The following is a 21,699-nucleotide window of genomic DNA, read 5'->3' as shown; positions in this document are numbered from 1 at the left end:
CCGCCGGGAAGAGGTTCTGCGATTCCGGGGCGGGTCAGCCGAGGCGTCGCGTGCGCCCTTCCAGCGCCAGCTGGTAGTCGATGCGCCGGCGCAGGTGTGTGTCGAAGCACCACTCGCACGTCGCGCGCCAGCGACCTCGGCCGGGGATGCGGTCGTCTTCCGGAATCTCGGCGCCGTGGGGGCAATCCGGCTCGTGGTGATGTACGGGACTGAGCCGCGCGTGCCATGGCGGCATGCCGATGGTGGGCCTCTCGGAACTCGTCACGGCGTTCACGGCAGCCTCACTTCCGGCCGCCGCGTATCCAGGTTGGCGATCTGCGCCTGAAGGTCGGCCATGTCGTGGCGAACGTGGATCAGGGATTCGCGGGCCGCCACGATCTCGTTGCGATGCTGGATGATCTTGGCTTCGAGGTGAAGCCGCAGCTCGAGAAGCTTCTCGTTCACCATCTTGCCGATGGCCCTTGTGAGGATGTCGGCAGTCCGTTCGTCCATCAGTCAACCCTCTCACCTGCAACCCGGTTTGCGAGTTCCGCCCCGGATCGCGTCGTGTTGCAGCTTATGGAAACGTGCGGAGGGCGGCAAAGATACCGACGTCGCCCCCAGGGTGGAGGCCGGGATCAACGGAGCATCAAAAGCTACGGGGGAGACCGGCCCGGCGCCCTCCACTGGTCGGCAGAAGGAAGACCCCGGGAGACCAGGACCTCGAGGTCGGGCGCGTCCGGGAAGAGGGACGCGACGGAGGCCGGATCCGCCGCGGCTCCGGCAAGTGTACCGCGGCCGTCATGGCCGCCGTCGAAGCTCGTGAGGTCGCGCACGATCCCGCGTACCCGGCCCGTCCGGGGGTCGCGGAGGATCGCCGCCGGCGGACCGCTCGCACGGCCCAGCGTCGCGATCCCCCCGGGCGCCTGAAGCACCACTGTTGCCAGCCGGTCCGCCCACGTCGGCGATACGGGAAGGGCGAAGACGAATCCCGACTCCCCGTCTCCGTCCGCGATCTCCTGCGTGTCGAAGCGCAGCGAGAACAACTCTTCCCTGGCGACGCTCAGCCCGGTCAGCGTGTATGGCCCCCCGGACCGGGGAAGCGTCGGCGGAGCGTCGACGACGAAGGCCGGTTCGAGGAACGGCACGCCGTCGGAGTCGGCGCCGCCCCACAGCAGGAGGGTCCGGGCCGCATGGGCCGCTGCAGCCGCCGTTTCGCCCTCCTCGCGAAGGCGGTAGTCGAACGCCCTGGTGAAGCTGAAATCGCCGATCCAGCGCGGCCGGCAATAGGACATCAGGTCGGGGGAATGGGGACCGACGAGTGAACTGTCGGCGCTGTTGAAGCCCCACGCGCCGATCGTTCCGTCCCTGGTCGGGAAGGCGGGATCGGGGCCTCCGGCCCCTCCGCAGGGGGCATGCCGGAGGTTCATGTTGTGTCCGAGTTCATGCGCGACCGTACTGGAGAGAACGCGCGAGAAACTGGCCCGGCCGGGAAGCATCCCTCGACCCGCACTCCTCAACTCCTCTACGAGATACTGGGGTATCCCGCCCATATAGTAGTCTGTTCCGCCCTCCAATATGCGAATCGCCTGGATTTCGACGAGCAACTCGGTGCTTGTTCGAGCCGAGGTGTACACCACTTCGTGCAAGGCGACGGTGAAGTCGGCGGCGGGCAACCACTGTCGGGCACCCGAGAACAGCGAGTCGTCTTCCGTCAGGTCCTCGACGCGGCTCAAAAACTCGCCGGACTCCCGGGCGGCGCGGACGACGGGCAGATACGTGAGGTGAAGCGCCGGTGCCGCTCGCACGTCGATGGCCTGCCGTCCGGTGGCCGGGATCCGCCTCGCGGTTCCGAGGTCGGGTCCGTGTGTGTTCTCCGGGTCGACCTCTACCACGAGTTCCAGACCGGGCTGAACGACTTCCGCCGGGATCGCGACGTTCGCCGACGCGTCGAGCCGACCTTCTTCCACGCGGGACGGCACCGTGCCTGCCGAGCTGGGAATGTCCACGGTGTGGATCTCGGCGTCCTCCAGGTAGAAGCGCGCGCGCACGGGCGGAAAACCGACCGTGGCCCCGTCCGGAGCGGTGAGGAACACGCGAAGCAGGGCCGGCCGGCTCGCCACCAGCGGAACCGGGAAATCGAACGACTGCACCGCCTGCGTCAGGTACACGGGCGCTACGTCGTTCTCGCAACGGGGCACGCGCGGGGCTCGCAGCGTACCGAGCCAGGCCTGAAAATCCGGATCCGCGGGCGCGCACAGCGCCGTGCCGCCGGCGCTGAGCGTCGTGAGTTGCGCGAGATCCTTGAGGCCGACCGGGAGCAGGCCCGACAGCTGCGGGTTGCCGTTCACGGCCAGCGCCCTCAGTGCGACGAGGCCGGACAACTCCGCCGGGACCGGGCCCGACAGGTCGTTCTGCGCGAGGGAGAGTTGCTCGAGGTGCGTCAGGTTGCCCAGGCTCGGCGGGATGGGGCCGCTCAGAACGTTGCGCTCCAGCCTCAGTTCCGTGAGCCGCGCGAGGTCGCCGAGTACGGCAGGGATCGAGCCCCCGAGTTCGTTGGACCACAGCTCCAGGGTCCGGAGTTGCGAGAGCCCGCCCATCTGGGGCGGAATCGGACCCGTCAGCGCGTTGCGGGCGAGGTGCAGCTCCCTGAGCTGGGGGAGGCGGCCGAGCTCGGGCGGAATCGGACCCGTCAGATCGTTGTAGGCCAGCCGCAGCTCCCTGAGCGCCGCGAGGTCGCCGAGCTCCGCGGGGATCGAACCTTCAAGGTCGTTGGCCCACAGTTCCAGGGTCCGGAGTTGCGAGAGGCGGCCGATCTCGGGCGGAATCGGACCCGTCAGATCGTTGCCGCCGGCGATCAACTCTCTGAGCCTCGATAGGCGGCCGATCTCGGGCGGGACCGGACCCGTCAGGTCGTTGTTGCTCAGCCATAATCGGTCAAGTGCTGCGAGGTCCCCGAGTTCGGGTGGGATCGAGCCCTCGAGGTCGTTGGACCACAACCCCAGGCCTCGGAGTGCCGGGAGCCTGCCGATCTCGGGCGGAATCGGACCCGTCAGCGCGTTGTTGCTGACGTGCAACTCCGTGAGGCGAGAGAGGCGGCCGATCTGAAGCGGGATGCTGCCCTCGAGGCCGTTGGACCACAGCGACAGTGTTCGGAGTTCCGCGAGGCCGCCGATCTCCGGTGGAATCGGACCCGTCAGCGCGTTCTTGCCGAGGTCCAGATCCGTAAGCCTGGCGAGGTGGCCGATCTGGGGCGGGATCCGGCCCTCGAGGTCGTTGTCTCGAAGTCGGAGCTCCGTGACGCGGCCGTCGGCGTCGGTATTCACTCCATACCAGAGAGTAAGCGGTACGTCGTCGAGCCAGTGTCTGCTGTTCTTCCAACCCGCACCGTTCATCGCCTCGTAGAGAGCAGTAAGGGCGGCTCGGTCCGTCGATGGGTCGGTCGACTCCGGTATCCCGGGCGGAAGCTCGGTCGGGCCGACATCCCCGCAGGCCAGGAGAGGCAGGAGGAGGACAGGGAGCGCGCGAACTCCGCCGACTCTCCGCATCGGCTACCGGCGGCCGGCCGGTACCAGCCTCACGATCCCGGTCGCCGGGCCGTCCACGTCCCGCGTCTCCCCGTCGATGGCGAGGTAGATGAACCCGTCCGGACCCTGCCGCACGTCCCGGATGCGGCCGATCCCCTGCAGCAGCGTCTCCTCGTGGATCACCTCCCGGCCCTCCATCCGCAGCCGGGCGAGGCGCCGGCCGCTCAGACCGCCGACGAGCATGTCGCCGCGCCACCCGGGAAACGCGTCGCCCGTGTAGAAGAGCATCCCGGAGACGCCGATGGAGGGGACCCAGATGTGCTCCGGCGGCTCCATCTCCTCCATGAGGGTCCCCGAGTGGATGCGCGAGCCCGTTCGGTAGTTCACGCCGTACCCGACGATGGGCCAGCCGTAGTTGAGCCCCGGCTCGATCAGGTTCAACTCGTCCCCGCCCTGCGGGCCGTGCTCGTTCTGCCACAGGTCTCCGGTCTCGGGATGGACCGCCATCCCCTGCGCGTTCCGGTGGCCCCACGTCCAGATCTCGGGGTGGATCGCGTCCCGGCCCACGAACGGGTTGTCCTCGGGCACGCGTCCGTCGTCGTGGATGCGGATCGTGCTGCCGTTGTGGTTCGACAGGTTCTGGGCGGGGTGCGCCTCCAGTTCACCCGCCGGGGGCCACTGCCGGTCGCCCAGCGTCATGAACAGGTAGCCGTCGTGGTCGAAGACGAGCCGCCCGCCCCACATCGAGCTGCGCTCCGTCCCGTTTCCGGGCGCGTCCGCGTGGAACAGCTCCTCGACGTCGCTCAGTCGGTCGTCCTCGAAGCGGCCGCGGGCGATCGCGATCGTGCCCAGCGAATCGGGCCCCGGCTTCACGTAGCTCAGGTAGAGGAGCCGGTTCGTCCCGAAATCCGGGTGCAGGATCGCGTCGCGCAGGCCCGCCTGCTCGAAGCCGGCCATGGAACGGGCGCCGCGCCCGAGCGCCCGGATCGGCGGCAGACCCTCGACGGAGTCCGGGAGCAGGACGCCATCGCGGATGATGCGGAGCCGGCCGGGACGTTCCGTCACGAGGAGGTCGCCCTCGGGCGTGAAGGCCATCGAGAAGGGGCGCACGAGGCCGTCCGCCACCTCTTCGACCCGGAAGTCGTGGAGCGCGGTCCGGACGATGCCGTCGTCGTCGCCTGCCGGGTCTTCGCCGGCGGGCGCGCACGCGGCAGCGGCCAGGGGGACGGTCAGGAGCGATACGACGAGGAAGCGGGAGCAGCTGGGATGGCTCATGTGGGGATCGTTCGTCCGTGTCAGAGGAGTCATGCGGCCTCTATACTTATGGCGTCCCACGGGCGCCTGACAGGAGGTAGACATGCTTCGGACCGACAGCGTCACATCGATCCCGGCCGCCATTCCCGCCGCCCTTGCGACCGCCGTTGCACTGGTGGCCGGCTGCGCGACCGATGGCGGTGGAGACGCGACCGACGCGGTCGCCTACGAGGGGGCGCGCGTGATCGCGGGCGACGGTTCGGTCATCGAGTCCGGCGTATTCGTGGTCGAAGCCGGGCAGTTCGCCGCGGTCGGGGCGAGCGGCGAGGTCGAGGTGCCGGACGGCGCGGAGCGGGTGGACCTTTCCGGCAAGACGGTCATGCCCGCGATCGTGAACGCGCACCTCCACCTCTCCTCCGAACGCGACGAACGGATCGAGCAGCTCCAGCACATGGCCTACTACGGGGCGGGGGCCGTCGTGAGCCTCGGCACCGAGACCGGCGGCATCGGGATCGAGATGCGCGACGAAGTCATCCCGGACGCGGCCCGCGCGAAGACGGCCGACCGCGGGATCACGATGCCGGAGCCCGGCCGCTCCGAGGCTCCCCACTGGGTCGAGACGGAGGAAGAGGCGCTGGCCGCGGTGCGGGAACTGGCGGAGCGGCAGGCCGACATCGTCAAGATCTGGGTCGACGACCGCGGAGGGCGTTACGAGCAGCTGCCCCCGGAACTCTACGGGCCGATCATCGACGAGGCGCACCGGCACGGGCTCATGGTGACGGCGCACGTCTTCTACCTGGAGGACGCCAAGGAGCTCCTGCGCGCGGGCGTAGACGTGTTCGCGCACGGCGTGCGGGACCTCGACGCGGACGACGAACTCATGGAACTCTGGGCCGAGCGCCCGGAGGTCGTCCTCGTCCCCAATCTTCCGGGCCCTGGAGTGCCGCTCGACCTGAGCTGGCTGAGCGGCACCGTGCCGGCGGACCGGCTCGCGGAGATGCAGGCGGCATCCGTGGACAATCCGGCCGCGCAGGAGTCGTTCGGCATCCAGGCGCGGAACCTCGCCCGCTTCGCCGAAGCCGGCATCCGGATCTCCTTCGGCACCGACGGCAACGCCGCCTGGGCCGTGCACCAGGAGATGGAGGACATGGTCCGCTCCGGCATGGCGCCGGGCGACGTCATCGTCGCGGCGACGAAGACCTCCGCCGAACTGATGAACTGGGACGAACTCGGGGAGATCGCGGCCGGGAAGAGCGCCGACTTCATCGTGCTGGACGCGAACCCGCTCGACGACATCACGAACACGCGGCGGATCGACGCCGTCTACCTGCGGGGGGCCATGGTCGACCGGGAAGGAATCAGCGCGCGCCTGCTCGCGGCCGGGACAGGGTGATCGAACTTCGGCCCGTCACCCTCGAGGGGCACGGCGTCCGTCTCGAACCCATGGGCCCCGGGCACGCCGCCGCGCTCGCCGAGGCCGCGGCGGACGGGGAGTTGTGGAACCTCTTCTTCACCTTCGTCCCGGCGCCGGACGAGGTGACGGACTACATCGAGACCGCGCTCGAGGGCCAGGCCGCAGGCCACATGCTGCCGTGGGTCGTCCGGCTCGCGGACACCGGCGCCGTCATCGGATCCACCCGCTACCACGACATCCTGCCGCACGTCGACCGGGTGGAGATCGGCTACACGTGGTACGGCGCGAGCCACCAGCGCACGCACGTCAACACCGCGTGCAAGATTCTCCTCATGACGCACGCCTTCGAGACGGTGGGGTGCGGTGTCGTGGGACTCCGCACGGACGGCATGAACCTGCGCTCCCAGCGGGCCATCGAGGCGCTCGGCGCGAAGAAGGACGGCGTCCTGCGCAATCACTCGCTGCGCCGCGATGGGAGCGTGCGCGACGACGTGATGTACTCCGTCCTCCTCCACGAATGGCCCGCCATCAAGCGGCACCTCGAGACCCGCCTCTGGCGCCACCGCTGACCGGGGCGCCGGAGGCAGGCGTGCTGCGGGATGCCGGATGCGTGGCGTTACATGCCGAGGGAGATGTCGACCTGCGTATTCTCCCATGAGAAGCGGAGCGCGCCGTCCACCTGCTCGAAGGTCATCATCTCCACCATTTCGGCGGTGGCCGAGGGCGTCGCCATGAAGCTGCCCACCTCGGTGCTCTGGACGGTCGCGTCGATCGGGATCCCCCAGCGGTCGTATTCCGAGTTCACGTGGAACGTCCATTCCGTCTCGCCGGGCGTCGCGTACAGCGAATAGCTCCCGGGCCCGAGCGCGACACCGCCCACCGTGGCGGCGGCCGAGAGGTGGAGCGCGGTCGCCTCGTTCGCCCCCAGGCGCCAGACCTGCCCGTAGGGAACCAACTCGCCCATCACGACGCGCTCGCGGGCCGAGGGCGCGCCGTAACAGAGGAGACCCTCGCCCCCGTCATACGAGAAGCTCAGCTCCTGGAGCGGGCTCTGCCGGCCGTCCAGATCGCCCATCACGACGCAGGCCAGCCCCGCGTCCGCCATTTCCATTTCGTCCATGGCTTCGGCCGTCTCCGCCATCTCGGCCGTCTCCGCCTCGCCGGCCTCGGATCCTCCGCCACATCCCGCGACGAGAAGAACGGCGAGGTACCACGCGCTGTGTCGCTTCATCTTGTCACCTCCGATGGTCCTTTCTCCGGACATCATTTCGTCCAGACCGCGACGAGGCCGCACCGGGAAGGCGGGAATTCCGCCGGGCCCGATGCCAGCCCCTTGTATATCTCGATGCCTGCGATCTCGCTCGGCCTCACAACGTCGTCCAGTGCGATCCCCCTCGTCGGCAGACCGTCGACATAGAAGGCCAGCGTACAGGCGCCCGTGACCGCCGACGACTGCCTCGTGTTCACCAGCCTGCAGTCGGTACGCCGGAGGTTGCACTGAAGCCGGATTCCCGACTCGTCCGCGATCATGTGGGAGATCTCCACGGGCCGGCGGCGATCGACGTCTTCCGCCGTGTAGAAGGTGCCCGTACCGGCGAGTTCGCCCCAATGCCTGCGGTCGTAGAAACCCTTGATCTCCAGCCGGCGCACCCTCGTCACCGTCGCGACGATCGGGTCCATCTCCACCGGATCGGGGACCATGCCGATCTCCACCTCCGTCGTGAGGCCGGGGGAGACCTCGACCACGTAGGAAAGCGGCGCGTATCCGAGGTGCCGCACCTCCAGCCGCTGGCTGCCGGCTGGAACGCCGCTCAGGACGAAGTCCCCCTGGCGATTGGTCTCGGCCGACCTCAGGCGGGTCGAAACGGCCACGGCGGCCGAGACGACGGGATCATCCGTCATGGCGTCGCGCACCCGGCCGATCAGCCGGCCGGTGCTTCGCCGTCCCCGTCGCAGCGTGAGCGTGACGTCGTGGAGCGTCCCGCCGTCGAGGGCCACGACGGCCTCCTCGCTGGAACGGTCTCGGAACTCGGCCCACAGCGTGGCCTGCGTGGCGTTCCGCGGCGCGCAGACGACGAGGCTTCCGACGGCACCGACATCCTGGCGCACGGGCCGCCACGCGCGCTCGGGGTCGGTCCACCGGACGATCACGGTCGCGCTTCGGGCCCGCGTCATCTCGGCTTCGTTCAAGACGACGACCCGGAGAGCCGCCCGGTCGTCGCAGTCGGGTTCCTGAGCGGCAAGGTTCCCGCCCGAGGCGCCCAATCCGAGCACCGCAGCGAGGCTCCAGGCCAGTCCTGGCGCTACCGATCCGTCATCCGGCTTCGAGAATCTCGTACGGGGCATCCCGAAGACTGGGCCCCCGGGCACCCGGCATCAAGCGAGGAGGAGGAGGACGGGGCGAGGCCCGCGGCGGCGTTCGGGCGGCGGTGCTCCTACTTGGTCCAGACCGCGACGACTCCACAGCGCGAATCCGACCCGCCAAACTCCGCCGCCAGCGACGCGGCTCCCCTGTAGATTTCGACGCCCGCGATCTCAAGGGGTTTCACGAATTCGTCCAGGTCACGTCCCACCGATACGCCGTCGAGATAGACGCTCAGCCCGCAGGGACGTCCCCCGAACCCGAGCGACGCCCGCGTGCTTACCAGCCTGCAGCGACGACCGGAGCAGTCGAGTCGGATCGACGGTTCCTCGGCGATCATATGCGAGATGCGGAGCGGCTGGCGGCGCTCGATGTCCTCCGCGGTGTAATACGTGGCGCCGCCAATGCGTTCGCCCCAGAACTTGCGCTCGTAGAAGCCCTTGACTTCCAAGCGGCGCGACCGCGTCGCCATCGCCACCAAGGGCTCCATCTCCAGCGGCTCGGGAACCAGGCCAAGTTCAAGGTCCGTGGTGACGCCCTTGGATACCACGACCGGGTGTACGAGCGGCGCGTAGCCGAGGCTCCGCAGGGAGAGTTCGTGGACCCCGACCGGCACGCCGCTGAGGATGAACTGGCCGCTCCGGTTGGTCTCGGCCACCATGCGCCCCCCGAGCGACACCGCGACCGCCGCCACCGGACGGTCCGTCCGCGCGTCCTGCACGAGTCCGATCATGCGCCCGGTCGCTGACGACTCCAGAAGCAGCCGGAGTTCGACATCCCGCGACATGCCGGGCTCAAGTTCGACCGACCGCTGCCTGCTCGAGACATCGCCCAACTCCGCCCACAGCGTGGCGCGCCTGGCGTCGCCTGGAGCGCAGAACTGCAAACGGCCCTGGAGATCGACCTCTCGCCGCACCGGCCTCCGGTCGGCGTCCGTGTCCGTCCAGCGCAGCACCACCGTCGCGCCTGGAATGGGTATCATCCCGGATTCGTCCAGCACCGACACAAGCATGACGGCCCGCTCGCCGCAATCGTCCTCCTGGGCCGCGAGTCTCGGAGCACTCGCTGCAAGCGCAAGAACCGCGGCGGTCGCCGCGACGAGAGCGTCAATCCGAGCGTGCACTCCACGCTCCGCTGATCTCATGCCAACCTCGGGAGAGAAAGGTGCGATTGATGGCAAGACGACCGGCGGGGCGAAAGGGTCACGACCGGCGTTTTCCTCCTACTTCGTCTAGATCGCTACGATGCTGCACTGGGACGCGGATCCGGCGAGACTCGGTGAAGGCGCGCCGCTCGCGACGGAGACAACGCTGTTTCCGAGCTTCCCGGTCAGTCAACAGCGCGAGGCTAATCGTGACGGGTCGGTCAAGCTCAAAATCAGCCGGGAACCCCGGAGTCTCCACTTCTCCATCCAGGATCCCAAGCACCCTTTGGCTGTCGCCAACGCCAACCTTCACGGAACTCGCAAACACCACTCGACCACGGTCTCCATTGACCACGGTCACGGGGAGTCCTTGCGAGCCGAGAAGCTCATACGGACGGAACGTTGAAAGGAGACCGATCAACAATACGACGGTTCCGACATCCCCTATCGACCTAAGCTGACGTTCCATACATCAACGAACGGGTCACCGAGCGGACCATAACTGCCCCTGGTAACCGAAGCGGTATCGCCGAACGGGACGCCGCGCACGAACTTTCCCAGCGACCCCTCCTCAAACCAACCCGACGCGATCGTAGAACACGCGAAAGGGTCTACTATCTCGATGCGGCTTCGATAGACTGCTGATAGCCCCTCCGGGAAATCCAGCCCGACGCTGCCGTTCGGTCGAACAACCTCGATCACCCGATCCTCCCAATCAGGACGACGGTAGACCAGCAATACCCATAGACGGTCATACCTGTCGACCCAGATGTCCCGAACCCCGTGCCAAGGGGGGTTGTTGATGCTCCAGGGACCAGGCTCGCCGCGTAGGCCATCGTCCAACGGCGATCCCGACAGTCTTCCGATTCTAGATCCGTCCTCCGACCAAAACTCGACGATATAATCCCAGATGTGCGCGCTGACGACGTTGCCACCGACACTCAGTGCCAACTCCCGCTGGGCCGCGAAGTCATTCAGCAGTCCTTGATCCGGCAGGCGATCACTATCCACTACTGGCGAGACACCGAAGGATGACACAATCGTCCCGCCGGACAGCCGATGAAGAGGGAAGCCAAGCCTCTCTGCACTCGGAATCCACGACTGGATAACATAAGACCCCGTACCAGGCTCAGCGACGATATCCGAAATATATCCGGCAGGAATCGCGGTATCCTCGAAGAGCGACAGATCCTCGCGGATCACGGACAAGCGCATGTTGCCGGTATCTAGCACGTGAACCCAATTCGCTGAGTCCGCGTGAAAGGGATGCGCCCTGAGGAACTCCAGCGGGCCTTGTCCCTCCCGGCCAATCGTTGCCAAGAATCGACCGTTCGCGGCGAAGAGCGTGATTTCGTCAGACTGGCCTACCCAGTAGCGTCCAAGGCGATCCTGGACGACGTGTTGCATCGCGGGGGATGAGGTCAACAGGCCAGGACCCTCGCCCTCCGCCCCAAGTCGGAGGGCGAGGTCGAACTCAATGCATGCTTCGCAAGCCGCTCTCCGAGCAAGTTCGCAAGTGCCGTCCAGAAACGATCCCACTCCTGATCCGTCGGTGACCGAGTCGGAACCGGAGCTGCGGCCGCCACACGCCGCTAGGAGGAGCGCACCGAGGGTTGCTGCTATGGGACCGAAAGTTCGTCGTGACATACCGTTCAGAACCGCCTGGGACAAACACCTCGGAATGCCTGGTGGCGGCACCAGCAAATAGGTCCTTACGGCCATATACGCCACTGCTGGCAACGCAACGCCAAGAAGTAAGCCTCTACGGGTCGCTCGTGTCATTCGTCCCCCGTCCAGTCCACTCGTAGATCAGGATTCGCGGCACGGGGTCCGCGACCTTTGAAAATGCGAGATTCCCCGAGAAGAGTTCGATGCGTGGAATAACGTGCGATTCGTCGAGGATCTCGCCGCGTTCTCCGTCGATCAGGAACGTTCTCGCTACCGTGGCGGGATCCGTAGCCTGACCCCACATCCCCTCCTGCACCTGAAGCAGAAGCCGTCCTTCTGACGTCGGAATCAACGTAACGGGCCGGTCGTTTGTGCTCCGGCCTATCGGGGGGTTCCAGCGAACGCCACTGGGTTCCCGTGTGATAACCGCCGTTTCGACGCCCGGCAATTCAAGGTCCCAGAGAAGAACGCCGTTTGCCGAGTACCCACGAACTCGGGGGACCGCGCGGGAGGCCGCATAGACTCTGCGGTAGGTGCTGTCGCAGGCCAGGAGACCGTCATCAGTGGCGGCGGCCATGAAGTCGTCGCCCGCAACGAAGGGGAGCCCGAAAGATGACGTAAGGTCGGCGGCTTGATCCACACGATGGATGATGCTTCCGGAACCTTCCTGGTATCGCAGGAAAATCAGATCATCGTCCAGCAGGCAGACCCTGGTGGGGCCGGCCACCGGCAGTCGCAACTCATCGGCGTAAGCGAGATTGTTCGAATCAAATTGAAACCGCGTGAGACGGTTCTGCCCCCAATCGACGACTTGGACCGAGCCCCCAGCCGAGACCATGGCTACCGGGCGCGTGAACTCGCCCGGACCTTCACCTCGGCCGCCGGCCCAATCGATGAATCTGCCGGCGGTCGTGAACGCAGAGACTCGATACCGAAGCCTGTCCAGGACGAACAAGACGCCGCGGCCTTCATCGGCGGCGAGCGCCGTGACGGCTCCGAACATCTGCGAATCGCCATCCAGGACGCCGATGCGACCGATTTCTCGGAAGTTCAAAGAATCGAGAGGAAGGACGGCCTGCAGTCCAAGGAGCGGCGCTCCCGCGGGAATGACCCAAGGGAGGGCCGCTCCAAGCAGCGCATGCCGGAGTCGGCGCCGTTTAGTCGTCACAGTCCTTCAGGCAGCTCGTGGTCTCACAACCACCATTCTTCTCGCAGCAGTAATGGTTGATTAGATCCATGCTGCATGCTTCAAGACCGCAGGCTTGGTGGGCGCACATAACGGGGACGCTCGTGCGCGCACTCGCAGTGGTGGAAAAGACGAGGTGCAGCGCGACTACGGTCACGAGCGCCAAGGCGAGCGTGCGCATGGCGCGGACAAAGGTGTGACGATCAGGAGCAAACATCTCTTCGCCTCCTTCTTCTGTACAGCGTTGAACATGCCCGAACACCGCAGGAAGCGTAGAGGCATCGGGATTGCGGATGCCAGACCGGAATCGATCGAATCTGTCAAAAAACCGATGCACGGTCGGCGCCACTCGCATTCAGCAGCCGCTTCGCGAAATCGGAGACAAACTTCGCGAGGAGCGGCGCCTGGTGGTTCCGCGCGAGTTGCTGGAGCGTGCTACCCGGCCAACGGGTCCACTTGTTGTGGATGGTCTGACGCGTGAACCGCAGGTGTTCGGCTACCGCCTCCCAACTCAGACCCGAGAGGCGAAGCTGTTGGGCCTTGACGACTGTGAGCCGCGACGAGGTCAGGCGAGGAGGAGGAAGCCTCCGGTGGCCAGAGCCGCAGCGGCGAGGGCGTAGGGCAGTTGGGTCAGGGCGTGCTCGACGACTCCGCAGCCGGCGCCCCGCGACGCCAGTACGGTCGAATCGCCGTAGAAGCAGGCGTGGCTGCCGAAGGCGCTTGCGGAGATGAGGGCGCCGATGACGAGCGGCATCTCCGCCCCCACCGCGTTCGCCAGCGGCAGCACGATGGGGACCGCGACCGCGAAGATGCCCCAGAACGACGCCGTGGCGAAGGCGACGAGCGACATCGTGAGGAAGGTGACGGCCGGGAGCAGCCGCGGTGTCATCAGCGGTTCGACCGTCTCGATGAGGTAGGCGGTGAGCCCGAGTCCGTCGTTCACTTCCTTGAGGAGAAAGCCGCCGAACACCGTGGCGAGGGGGACGATCATCGTGAGCACTCCCGCCATGGCGGCATCGAGCGCTGCGCGCACGCGGAGGAGCCTGGCGCCCGCGACGATGGCGAGGGTGACGCCGAGCGCGACGACGACGCCCTTCAGGATGTCGAGGTCGAGGATCCATGTGGCGGCGACGAGGGTGACGACCGGGACGATGAAGTGCCACGGGCGCGCGCGCTCGGCTGCGGCCGGGTCCGTCTCGCCCTCGAGCTTCGCTTCATCGAGGCCCGGAGGGGCGACCTGGCCCGTCTCCCGCGCGCGGCGCTCCGCCTTGCGCATGGGGCCGACGGCCGGGACGAGGCCGGTGCCGACGAGGAGGGCCAGCGCCACCGCGATCCAGGCGTAGAGCATGAACGGGATCGCGTCGATGTAGAGCGAGAGGCCCCGCCCCGGCGCCGCCCACCCCGTCTCCTCGAGAAGGCCTGAAAAATATGCGGCCCACGTCGAGATCGGGACGAGGATGCACACCGGCGCGGCCGTCGAGTCCACGACGTAGGCGAGCATCTCGCGCGACACGCGATACCGGTCGGTGAACCGCTTCACGGAGGAGCTGACCGCGAGGACGTTGAGGTAGTCGTCGATGAAGACGGCGAGGCCGAGCAGCCACGTCACGGCGAGTGAGCCGCCGCGCGTCCGGATGCGGGCCGACGCCGCGTCGCCGAAGCGCGCCGCCGCGCCCACCCGGACGAGCAGCGTGATGAGGCTGCCGAAGAGCGCGCAGACGAGGATGATCCAGCCCACGGTCTCGTTCTGCATGACCGCGACCATGCCGTCCGTGAGCGCGGTGAGCGGGTCCCGGGGCGCGAGGATCACGAAGCCGACGAGCGCCCCGATGATGAGGGATTCCACGGGCCGGCGGGTCCAGACCGCAACGGCCAGTACGACGGCCGTCGGCACCAGGCTTACGACGCCGAAATGCTCCAGCGGCAACTCAGCCCAGCCGCACGTCGTCGCCGACCCGGATCGCGCCCGGCGCGGCCACCTCGCACTTCACGCCGACATTCCCGTCGTTGTGGTCGAAGGCGGCGCGCAGCACCCGCGGGTCCTTCGGGAGATCTCCCAGCGGGAGCGTGACCATCACGCAGCGCATGCACGGCTTCGTCACCCGCAGTCGCGCCCCGCCGATCTCGAGCGTGCCGCCCACCCAGTCGTTCTCGACGAAGCCCCGCGCCCCGGCCACGGGTTCGATGACGAGGTTGGGCCGGAAGCGGCCGACGTGGAAATCGCTCCCCGGCACGAGTCCCCGCAGGTGGTCGAGGCTCGCCGTCGTCAGGGCGTGGAGGCCGGAGCTGTCGAAGAACGTCCCCGGCGGCAGCTCCCACTCCGTGATCTCGTCGCGGTACGTCCGCCCGTCCTGGACGAGTCCCTCCATGTCCGGCCAGTGGTACTCGCACGTCGCGCTCTCGACCGCCTCCGTCGCGAACGCGACTTCACGGCCCAGGAGCGCGCTCAGGCGGGCTTCCAACCCTTCGCGGCGAGCGCTCGACAACGTCGTCCCATCCTCGAACCGGACACGGATCGACGCGGACCCGTTCTCCCGTTCGAAGCTCGCGGAGAGGCCGTAGACCGCACCCCACATCCGCGGCCGCTTCGCGCTCACCACCCGCCCGGTCTCGCGGTCCACCAGCGCGCCGGTCCGGTCGCCCTCCATCCCGCGCGCCGTGATTCGAGCCGCCTCCAGGCGCTCTCCCCCCATCGACTTCACGGGATAGCGGTACAGGCTCGCGACACGCCCGACCACGGCTCCACGCGCAGCCGCGACTCCCCGCGCAGCCGTCACTCCCCGCGCAGCCCCCGCTCCGTCCATGGCCGGATGGGCGCTCATCGCACGAGCGACACGAGGTAGGCGAGGCCGGTCCCGCCGAGGAGTACGAGTCCCACCCAGGTCAGCGTCACCATGCCCCGGCCCGGCCGATGCTCCGGCGGCACCGCCTCCGACGTCACGGCGCGGAGGTTGAAGTAGCCGAGGATGGGCGCGGTGAGGAACGCCACCGTCGTCGCGAAGTCCACCATCGCGGTCAGGCTGCCGGAGAAGCCGAGGAGGATGAAGAAGGCGATGACGGGGAGCGTGATCATGCTCCACCAGTAGACGCGTCCCACGCGGGTCACCGTGTCCGCCGCGACGCGCCCCCGCAGGTTCGCCAGCGTGCGCTCGATCGCGCGCGGGAAGCCGTCCGTCACGGCGAGGAGGCTCGAGAAGATCGTCGCCATCGCCGCCACGAGCACGATGGGACGGGACCACGAGCCGAGCGTCGTGCTGTACATGTCGACGAGTTGCGTGGAGAAGACGGCCCCCGCGTCGCTGAGGGCGACGTCCGCCTGGTAGAGGACCGTGGCCCCCACGGAGACGAAGATGAGGGCGAGGATGCCGGTGCCGACGAAGCCCACGAGGAAGTCGCGCTTCGCATCCGCGACCGATGTCTGCGCGCCCGTCGTCTTGTCCTTCGCGAGCGTCCACAGGCTGCTCCACACCGCGACGTCGACGGGCGAGGGCATCCACCCGATAAGGGCGAGGAGGAAGGCGAAGGGGACGACGGTGCCGACGACGTCGCCCGGCCAGAGCGCGAGCGTCGAGAGGTCGGCGCGCGGCGCCGCGACCAGAGCGGTCGCCACGGTCGAGAGGACGAGCATCGCGAGCAGGATCTTGATCGTGATGTCGAGGCCGCGGAAGCGTCCCACCGCGAGCACCGCCACGCAGGCGCCCATGAGCACGGCCCCCGTCGCCGCCAGCGGCCACTCCGCGCCGAAGGCGTAGCGCGTGAGGAAGGCCATGAACATCGCGAGCGCCGCCAGCGAGATGATCGCGGTCACGAGGGTGATGGCGAGAAAGAGCCACAGCGCCCAGGTGCCGATGTCGCGGTAGCCCTCGACCAGGCTCCGGCGCGTGGCCGCCGCGTAGCGCGCCCCGTACTCGAAGAAGGGATACTTGAGGACGAGCGCGAAGACGATCACGCCTACGAAGGCGAACCCCGCCTCTCCCCCCGCGCGGGTGGACTGCACGAGGTGCGAGACTCCGATGGAGGTCGCGGCCCAGATGAGCCCGGGGCCGAAGCTCCTCCAGAAGCTGGAGCGGGAACGCGCGGCGGGTTCGCTCATTGGGTTTCCTCCGGCCGGACGTGGGCGGCGGGGCCTGGCAGCCCGGTCTCGGCACCCGCTACCAGGATCGGATCGGCCTGAGGATGCGCCATCGCCGCCCCGGCGTGCAACGCATCGTGCAACCCCGCGGCGATCATGCGATAGTGAGTCGACGGCCGCCCGTTCCCCGTACCCGGAGATCTGCCCGTGCTATCCACGCTCGCGCTCGCCGCCGCGATCCAGCTTCCCGCCCAGGCGCAGGAACTCGTGCCCGGAACGCGCTACGACCCCGACATCCCGACGCTCGAAGAGGTGGCGGGACACGGCTTCCGCGACGTCGTCACGCCGCCGGACGACGTGATCCGGTACATGGAGGCGCTCGCCGCCGCGGCGCCCGAGCGGACGCATCTGATTCAGTACGGAGAGAGCTGGGAGGGGCGGCCGCTCGTCGTCCTCGTCATCGGCTCGGCCGAACGCATGTCGCGGCTCGAGGAGGTCAAGGCCGGGATCGCGCGGCTCGCCGATCCCCGCGGTCTTTCCGATGAGGAGGCCGAAGCGCTGATCGCCGAGCTTCCGGTCGTCACCGCGTTGATGCACGCGATCCACGGCGACGAGATCAGTCCCGGCGGCGCCGCGATGGCCGAGGCCTACCACCTGCTCGCGGCGACGGGGGATCCCGACATCGATCTCATCCTCTCCGAGTCGCTCGTCCTCATCGATCCCCTGGAGAACCCGGACGGACGGAACCGGTTCGTGTACCAGAACCAGGTCGCGCAGGCGCGCTGGCCGGACGAGGCCCGGGTCTCCGCCGAACACGACCCGCCGTGGCCGGGCGGCCGCGGGAACCACTACCTGTTCGACCTCAACCGCGACCTCTTCATCCAGAGCCAGGTCGAGACGCGCGGGAAGGTGGACGTCCTTCTCGAGTTCCGCCCCCACATCGTGGCGGACCTGCACGAGATGGGAGGAGACGCGACCTACTTCTTCCCGCCCACCGCGCCGCCCTCCAACCCCTGGTTCGGGGAGCGGCAGGTCGCGCTCATGGACGTGTTCGGGGAGGCGATCGCGGCGCGCTTCGACGAACGCGGGTTCGCGTACTTCAACCGGGACGTGTACGACCTCTTCTATCCCGGGTACGTGGACATGTGGCCCATGGGCTACGGCGCGCTGGGCATGACCTACGAACAGGCGGGCTCGGGGGGCCTCAGGCTGCGGCAATCGGACGACGACCTGCTCACGTACGGCGACGGCGTGCTCCACCACTTCACGGCGGCGATCGAGACCGCGCTCACCTCCGCGCGGAACCGGGAGCGGATCCTGCGGGATTACCTCGCGTACCTGCGCGAGGGGGTCGAACTCGGGGAGCGGGGACCGGCGGAGATCGTCCTGCACTCGGCGCACGATCCGGGGATGGCGGAGCGGCTCGCGCTGATGCTCGTGGAGAACGGAATCGAGGTGTTCCGCGCCTCCGGGCCGGTTTCCGTCGGCGATCGCGCGCTGAGCCCGGAGTCGAGCTTCATCGTGCCGCTCGCCCAGCCGGCGCACCGCTTCATCCACAACCTCCTCGACGCGCACGTCCCGATGGAGGAGGAGTTCGTGCGGCGGCAGATCGAACGGCGCGCGAACCGGCAGCCGGACGAGATCTACGACCTCACGGCGTGGAGCCAGCCGCTGCTGTGGGACGTGGAGGCGATCGAGACCGCCGCGACGGACGCGCGCGGTGCGCCGCTGACCACCGATGACGCGGCGGCACGTCCGGAGGTGGGCGACCATCCCGGGGAGGACGGCGACAGCGGGGCCGGCGGTGGCTCGACGGCGCCCCTGCCCGAGGCCCTCGTCGGTTACCTGGTCCCGTGGGGCACGAACGGGGCCGCGGCGGTCGCCGAGGCGCTGCGGGAGGGCGTCCGTGTCCGGGCCGCCGGCGCGGAATTCACGCTGAACGGCCGCCGCTTCGGCGTCGGCACCGCCATCGTCCGGGCGGCCGAAAACGGCCCGGACCTGCGGCAGCGCCTGGCCGGCATCGCCGCCCGGCACCGCGCCGAGGTCGTGCCCATCGACGACGCGTACGTGCGCGAGGGCATGTCGCTCGGCAGCCGCCGCGTCCGCGGGCTGCGCGAGCCGCGCGTGCTCCTCGTCTACGACGCCCCGGGGGGCAGCTACTCCGTGGGCTGGGCGCGCTACGTCCTCGAGCGGCGCTACGGCCAGCGCACGACGGCCGTGCGGGCCTCCAGCCTCGGCCGGGCGCGGCTCTCCGACTTCGACGTGGTCGTCTTCCCGAGCGGCAACTACGGCAGCGCCGTAGGCGACGGCCTGGTGGACGGACTGCGGGCCTGGCTCCGCGACGGCGGCACGCTCATCACGATGGCGGAGTCATCCCGCTGGGCCTCGCGGGCGGGGCTCCTCGCCACCGAGACCGAGCGCCGGGGCGGCCGCGCCGAAAGCGACGATCCGCCGGAACCCGGCACGCCGGAACAACCCATCGAATACCTCGATGCGATCTCGCCGGAGGATGAATCGCCGGAGGGCGTGCCGGGCGCGATCCTGCGCACCCTGCTCGATACGGAACACTGGCTCACCGCCGGCACGGATGGCGAGATCGGCGTCCTCGTCCAGGGCTCCCGCGTTTTCCGTCCCATCACCCTCGACGAGGGCACGAACGTCGGCCGCTACGCCGACCTCGAGAGCCTCGTGCTGAGCGGGATCGTGTGGGAGGAGTCGCGGCCGCAACTCGCGAACAAGGCCTTCCTCATCCACCAGCCGGTGGGACGCGGCCAGGTGGTGGCCTTCGCCGAGGACCCGAACTACCGCGCCTACACGGAGGCGACGCAACTCCTGTTCATGAACGCCGTCCTCCTCGGCCCCGGCCGGTAGGATCTGATCGGGCCGGGGCGCTGGCGCCCCGGCCGACCAGTTCAATCGTCAGGAGGCTTCGTCGTCGGAGACGGCGCGGGTGTCGCCGTCGTCGTGGGTGCCGAAGCGCTCGAACCAGCTGCGCAGGAAGAGTTGCGTGCGCAGGAAGTTCGACGGCGTGCTGCTCGTCCCGTGCCACTCGTTGTGGAAGCGGATCATCGCCGTGGGCACCCGCTCCATCTTGAGCGCCTGGTAGTACTCCTCCGTCTGGGGCATCGGCGTCCGCAGGTCCATCTCGCCGGTCATCAGCATCGTCGGCGTCGTCACGTTGCCCACGTACATGAGCGGCGAGCGGCGCAGGTGCTCGGAGGGGTCGTCCCACGGGAAGTGCTCGAAGTTCCGGTACCAGCCGGGGCCGTCCGTCGTCCCCACGAAGGAGAGCCAGTTCGTGACCGGGCAGTTCGCCGAGGCGGCGCGGAAGCGGTCGGTGTGGCCGACGACCCATGACGTGAGCACGCCGCCGCCGGAGCAGCCGTACACGAACATGTTGTCCTCGTCGACGTAGCCGCGGCCAATGACCTCGTCGACGCCCGCCATCAGGTCGTCGAAGTCCTGCGACGGATAGGCGTTCTTGATCGCGTTCCCGAAGTCCGTGCCGTACCCGGAGCTTCCGCGCGGGTTCGTGTAGACGACGACGTAGCCGTTCGCGGCGTGCTCCTGCCAGCCGAAGTTGAACCCGGTGTTGTACATCCCGTGCGGTCCGCCGTGGATCGACAGGATGAGCGGATACTTCTTCGACGGATCGAAGTCGGGCGGCTTCACGATCCAGCCCTGGATGTCCCAGTCGCCCACCGACTTGTACCAGATCTCCTCGACCTCGCCGAGCGTGACGCCCGCCAGTACGTCGTCATTCACGTTCGTGAGCTGCATGACGTTGCCGCCGTCGCCGAGATCGAAGGAGACGACATCGCCGGGACCGTGCGGCTCGGTCAGCGTGCCCATCGCCTTTCCGTCGTCCGTGAACGAGCTGAGGCTGAGGAGATGGTTGCCGCTCGTGACCTGGGTGACGCCCCCGTCCACGGAGGCGAAGTGCAGGTTGCGCGTGCCCTCGCGGTTCACGTTGAAGTAGACGCCGCTCCCGTCCGGCGCCCACATGAGCTGCGGGCTCCCCCGCATGCCGCGGTCGAAGTCGCCGGAGATCTGCCGCACGCCGGAGCCGTCCGGGTTCATCACGTAGAGGTGGGAGTTCCGATACGTGTCGTCGTTCCAGTCCTGTCCGGAGTAGGCGACGAGGCTGCCGTCGGGCGAGGGATAGGCGCCCCCGTCCGGGCCGTGGCGGGTGGTGAGCTGCCGGATCGCGCCCGATGCGACGTTCACCGCGTAGATCTCGGACTCGCGCCAGTTGTACTCGGAGTCCTCCTCGCGCAGCGACGAGAAGTAGATCTCGCTCCCGTCCGCGCTCCACTGGGGATTGCCGTGGTTCCACATGCCGTCGGTGAGCTGCCGCGGCGTGCCGCCATCGGCCGGGACGACGAAGACGTGGGAGTGGCCCTGGTCGACGTACCCGCGACGGTCCTGACGGTAATCCATGCGGGTGACGATCTTCGGGCCTTCCGTCCACTTCGCGCCGTCCGGGCGGCTCGGCAGGTCGATCGGCCAGCTCTCCTCGTCCTCGACCAGCATCGTGAAGGCGATGTGCGTACCGTCCGGCGACCAGCGCAGGCTCCCGGGCGAGTGCTCCAGCCGCGTGATCTGGGTCGTCGCGCCCTCCGCGTCCATCCAGCGCACGAAGATCTGCGAGCCCTCCGGCTCACCCGACGCCGTGAAGGCGATGCGCGTGCCGTCCGGGGACCAGATCGCGCCGGACCCGTCGATCAGCTCCCGCTTGCGGGTGCCGTCGGCGTTCATGATGTAGAGCGTGGACTCCCAGCGGTCGTTGATCTGGTCGATCCAGCCGCGCGTGTAGACGACGTGGCGGCCGTCCGGGGAGACCTGGGGGTTGGAGACGCGTTCCCAGTCCATGTACATGTCGAGGGAGAGCGTCTTCATCCCGTCGCCGTTCTGGGCCGAGAGCGGCGCGGAGCCGGCCAGGCCGACGAACGAGAGGACGACGAGACTCGCAAAAGCGATGCGGGCGGCGCGATACATGAGTACCTCCTGCCAAAGCGGGATATGTGCAGACCTGTAACGTAATCCCGGGAATGTGCGGAGGGAAACCATCAGTGCTGGCGTGTCGGGCCGGT

The 21,699-nt window shown here is 68.3% G+C and carries 16 protein-coding genes; 3 read left to right on the top strand and 13 right to left on the bottom strand.

Annotated features, from left to right (window positions below):
• Window positions 1–34: 34 nt before the first annotated feature.
• From ACQY5G_RS05225 to ACQY5G_RS05210, 4 genes are all read right to left on the bottom strand, one after another.
• Window positions 35–274, bottom strand: a complete 240-nt coding sequence (locus ACQY5G_RS05225) for a hypothetical protein (RefSeq protein ID WP_428277670.1) — start codon at window positions 272–274, stop codon at window positions 35–37.
• Window positions 271–492 (bottom strand): hypothetical protein, encoded by a 222-nt coding sequence (locus tag ACQY5G_RS05220; protein ID WP_428277668.1) that lies wholly within the window; start codon window positions 490–492, stop codon window positions 271–273. The genes ACQY5G_RS05225 and ACQY5G_RS05220 overlap by 4 nt, the downstream gene beginning before the upstream one ends.
• A gap of 143 nt (window positions 493–635) precedes the next feature.
• Window positions 636–3,374 (bottom strand): leucine-rich repeat domain-containing protein, encoded by a 2,739-nt coding sequence (locus ACQY5G_RS05215; RefSeq protein WP_428277666.1) that lies wholly within the window; start codon window positions 3,372–3,374, stop codon window positions 636–638.
• Window positions 3,375–3,530: 156 nt separating this feature from the next.
• Window positions 3,531–4,814, bottom strand: a complete 1,284-nt coding sequence (locus ACQY5G_RS05210; RefSeq protein WP_428277664.1) for a PQQ-dependent sugar dehydrogenase — start codon at window positions 4,812–4,814, stop codon at window positions 3,531–3,533.
• A 49-nt stretch (window positions 4,815–4,863) separates the two neighbouring features.
• On the opposite strand from ACQY5G_RS05210, the gene ACQY5G_RS05205 reads away from it, so the two are divergent.
• Both ACQY5G_RS05205 and ACQY5G_RS05200 read left to right on the top strand, forming a co-directional pair.
• Entirely contained in the window at window positions 4,864–6,153 is a 1,290-nt protein-coding gene (locus ACQY5G_RS05205) for an amidohydrolase family protein (RefSeq protein ID WP_428277662.1), read from the top strand.
• Complete coding sequence (locus tag ACQY5G_RS05200; protein ID WP_428277660.1) at window positions 6,150–6,743, top strand: GNAT family N-acetyltransferase; 594 nt, start codon at window positions 6,150–6,152, stop codon at window positions 6,741–6,743. The genes ACQY5G_RS05205 and ACQY5G_RS05200 overlap by 4 nt, the downstream gene beginning before the upstream one ends.
• 47 nt (window positions 6,744–6,790) lie before the next feature.
• Here ACQY5G_RS05200 and ACQY5G_RS05195 read toward each other — a convergent pair whose 3' ends face one another.
• The 8 genes from ACQY5G_RS05195 to ACQY5G_RS05160 form a co-directional block, all read right to left on the bottom strand.
• A complete protein-coding gene (locus ACQY5G_RS05195; RefSeq protein ID WP_428277658.1) occupies window positions 6,791–7,405 on the bottom strand; it encodes a DUF2911 domain-containing protein in 615 nt (204 codons plus the stop codon).
• A 32-nt stretch (window positions 7,406–7,437) separates the two neighbouring features.
• A complete protein-coding gene (locus ACQY5G_RS05190; protein WP_428277656.1) occupies window positions 7,438–8,448 on the bottom strand; it encodes a carboxypeptidase regulatory-like domain-containing protein in 1,011 nt (336 codons plus the stop codon).
• A gap of 161 nt (window positions 8,449–8,609) precedes the next feature.
• Window positions 8,610–9,659: a carboxypeptidase regulatory-like domain-containing protein gene (locus ACQY5G_RS05185; protein ID WP_428277654.1), complete on the bottom strand. Its 1,050-nt coding sequence runs from the start codon at window positions 9,657–9,659 to the stop codon at window positions 8,610–8,612.
• Between the two features lie 465 nt (window positions 9,660–10,124).
• Complete coding sequence (locus ACQY5G_RS05180) at window positions 10,125–11,087, bottom strand: hypothetical protein (RefSeq protein WP_428277652.1); 963 nt, start codon at window positions 11,085–11,087, stop codon at window positions 10,125–10,127.
• Between the two features lie 355 nt (window positions 11,088–11,442).
• Window positions 11,443–12,402 carry a 6-bladed beta-propeller gene (locus ACQY5G_RS05175; protein WP_428277650.1) on the bottom strand — a complete coding sequence of 320 codons (960 nt, stop codon included), beginning with the start codon at window positions 12,400–12,402 and terminating at the stop codon, window positions 11,443–11,445.
• A 697-nt stretch (window positions 12,403–13,099) separates the two neighbouring features.
• Window positions 13,100–14,455 (bottom strand): Na+/H+ antiporter NhaC family protein, encoded by a 1,356-nt coding sequence (locus ACQY5G_RS05170; protein WP_428278647.1) that lies wholly within the window; start codon window positions 14,453–14,455, stop codon window positions 13,100–13,102.
• A gap of 7 nt (window positions 14,456–14,462) precedes the next feature.
• A complete protein-coding gene (locus tag ACQY5G_RS05165) occupies window positions 14,463–15,356 on the bottom strand; it encodes an MOSC domain-containing protein (protein ID WP_428277648.1) in 894 nt (297 codons plus the stop codon).
• Window positions 15,353–16,627 (bottom strand): NRAMP family divalent metal transporter, encoded by a 1,275-nt coding sequence (locus ACQY5G_RS05160; protein WP_428277646.1) that lies wholly within the window; start codon window positions 16,625–16,627, stop codon window positions 15,353–15,355. Before ACQY5G_RS05160 ends, ACQY5G_RS05165 begins: the two co-directional genes overlap by 4 nt.
• 186 nt (window positions 16,628–16,813) lie before the next feature.
• On the opposite strand from ACQY5G_RS05160, the gene ACQY5G_RS05155 reads away from it, so the two are divergent.
• Complete coding sequence (locus ACQY5G_RS05155; protein ID WP_428277644.1) at window positions 16,814–19,477, top strand: M14 family zinc carboxypeptidase; 2,664 nt, start codon at window positions 16,814–16,816, stop codon at window positions 19,475–19,477.
• Window positions 19,478–19,525: 48 nt separating this feature from the next.
• Here ACQY5G_RS05155 and ACQY5G_RS05150 read toward each other — a convergent pair whose 3' ends face one another.
• Complete coding sequence (locus ACQY5G_RS05150; RefSeq protein WP_428277642.1) at window positions 19,526–21,604, bottom strand: S9 family peptidase; 2,079 nt, start codon at window positions 21,602–21,604, stop codon at window positions 19,526–19,528.
• Between the last annotated feature and the right edge of the window lie 95 nt (window positions 21,605–21,699).

The sequence above is a fragment of the Candidatus Palauibacter sp. genome (assembly GCF_965261555.1).
Classification (GTDB): Bacteria; Gemmatimonadota; Gemmatimonadetes; order Palauibacterales; family Palauibacteraceae; genus Palauibacter.
The sequence above is the reverse complement of the archived record's forward strand: the minus strand, read 5'-3'. Positions and strand labels throughout refer to the sequence as shown.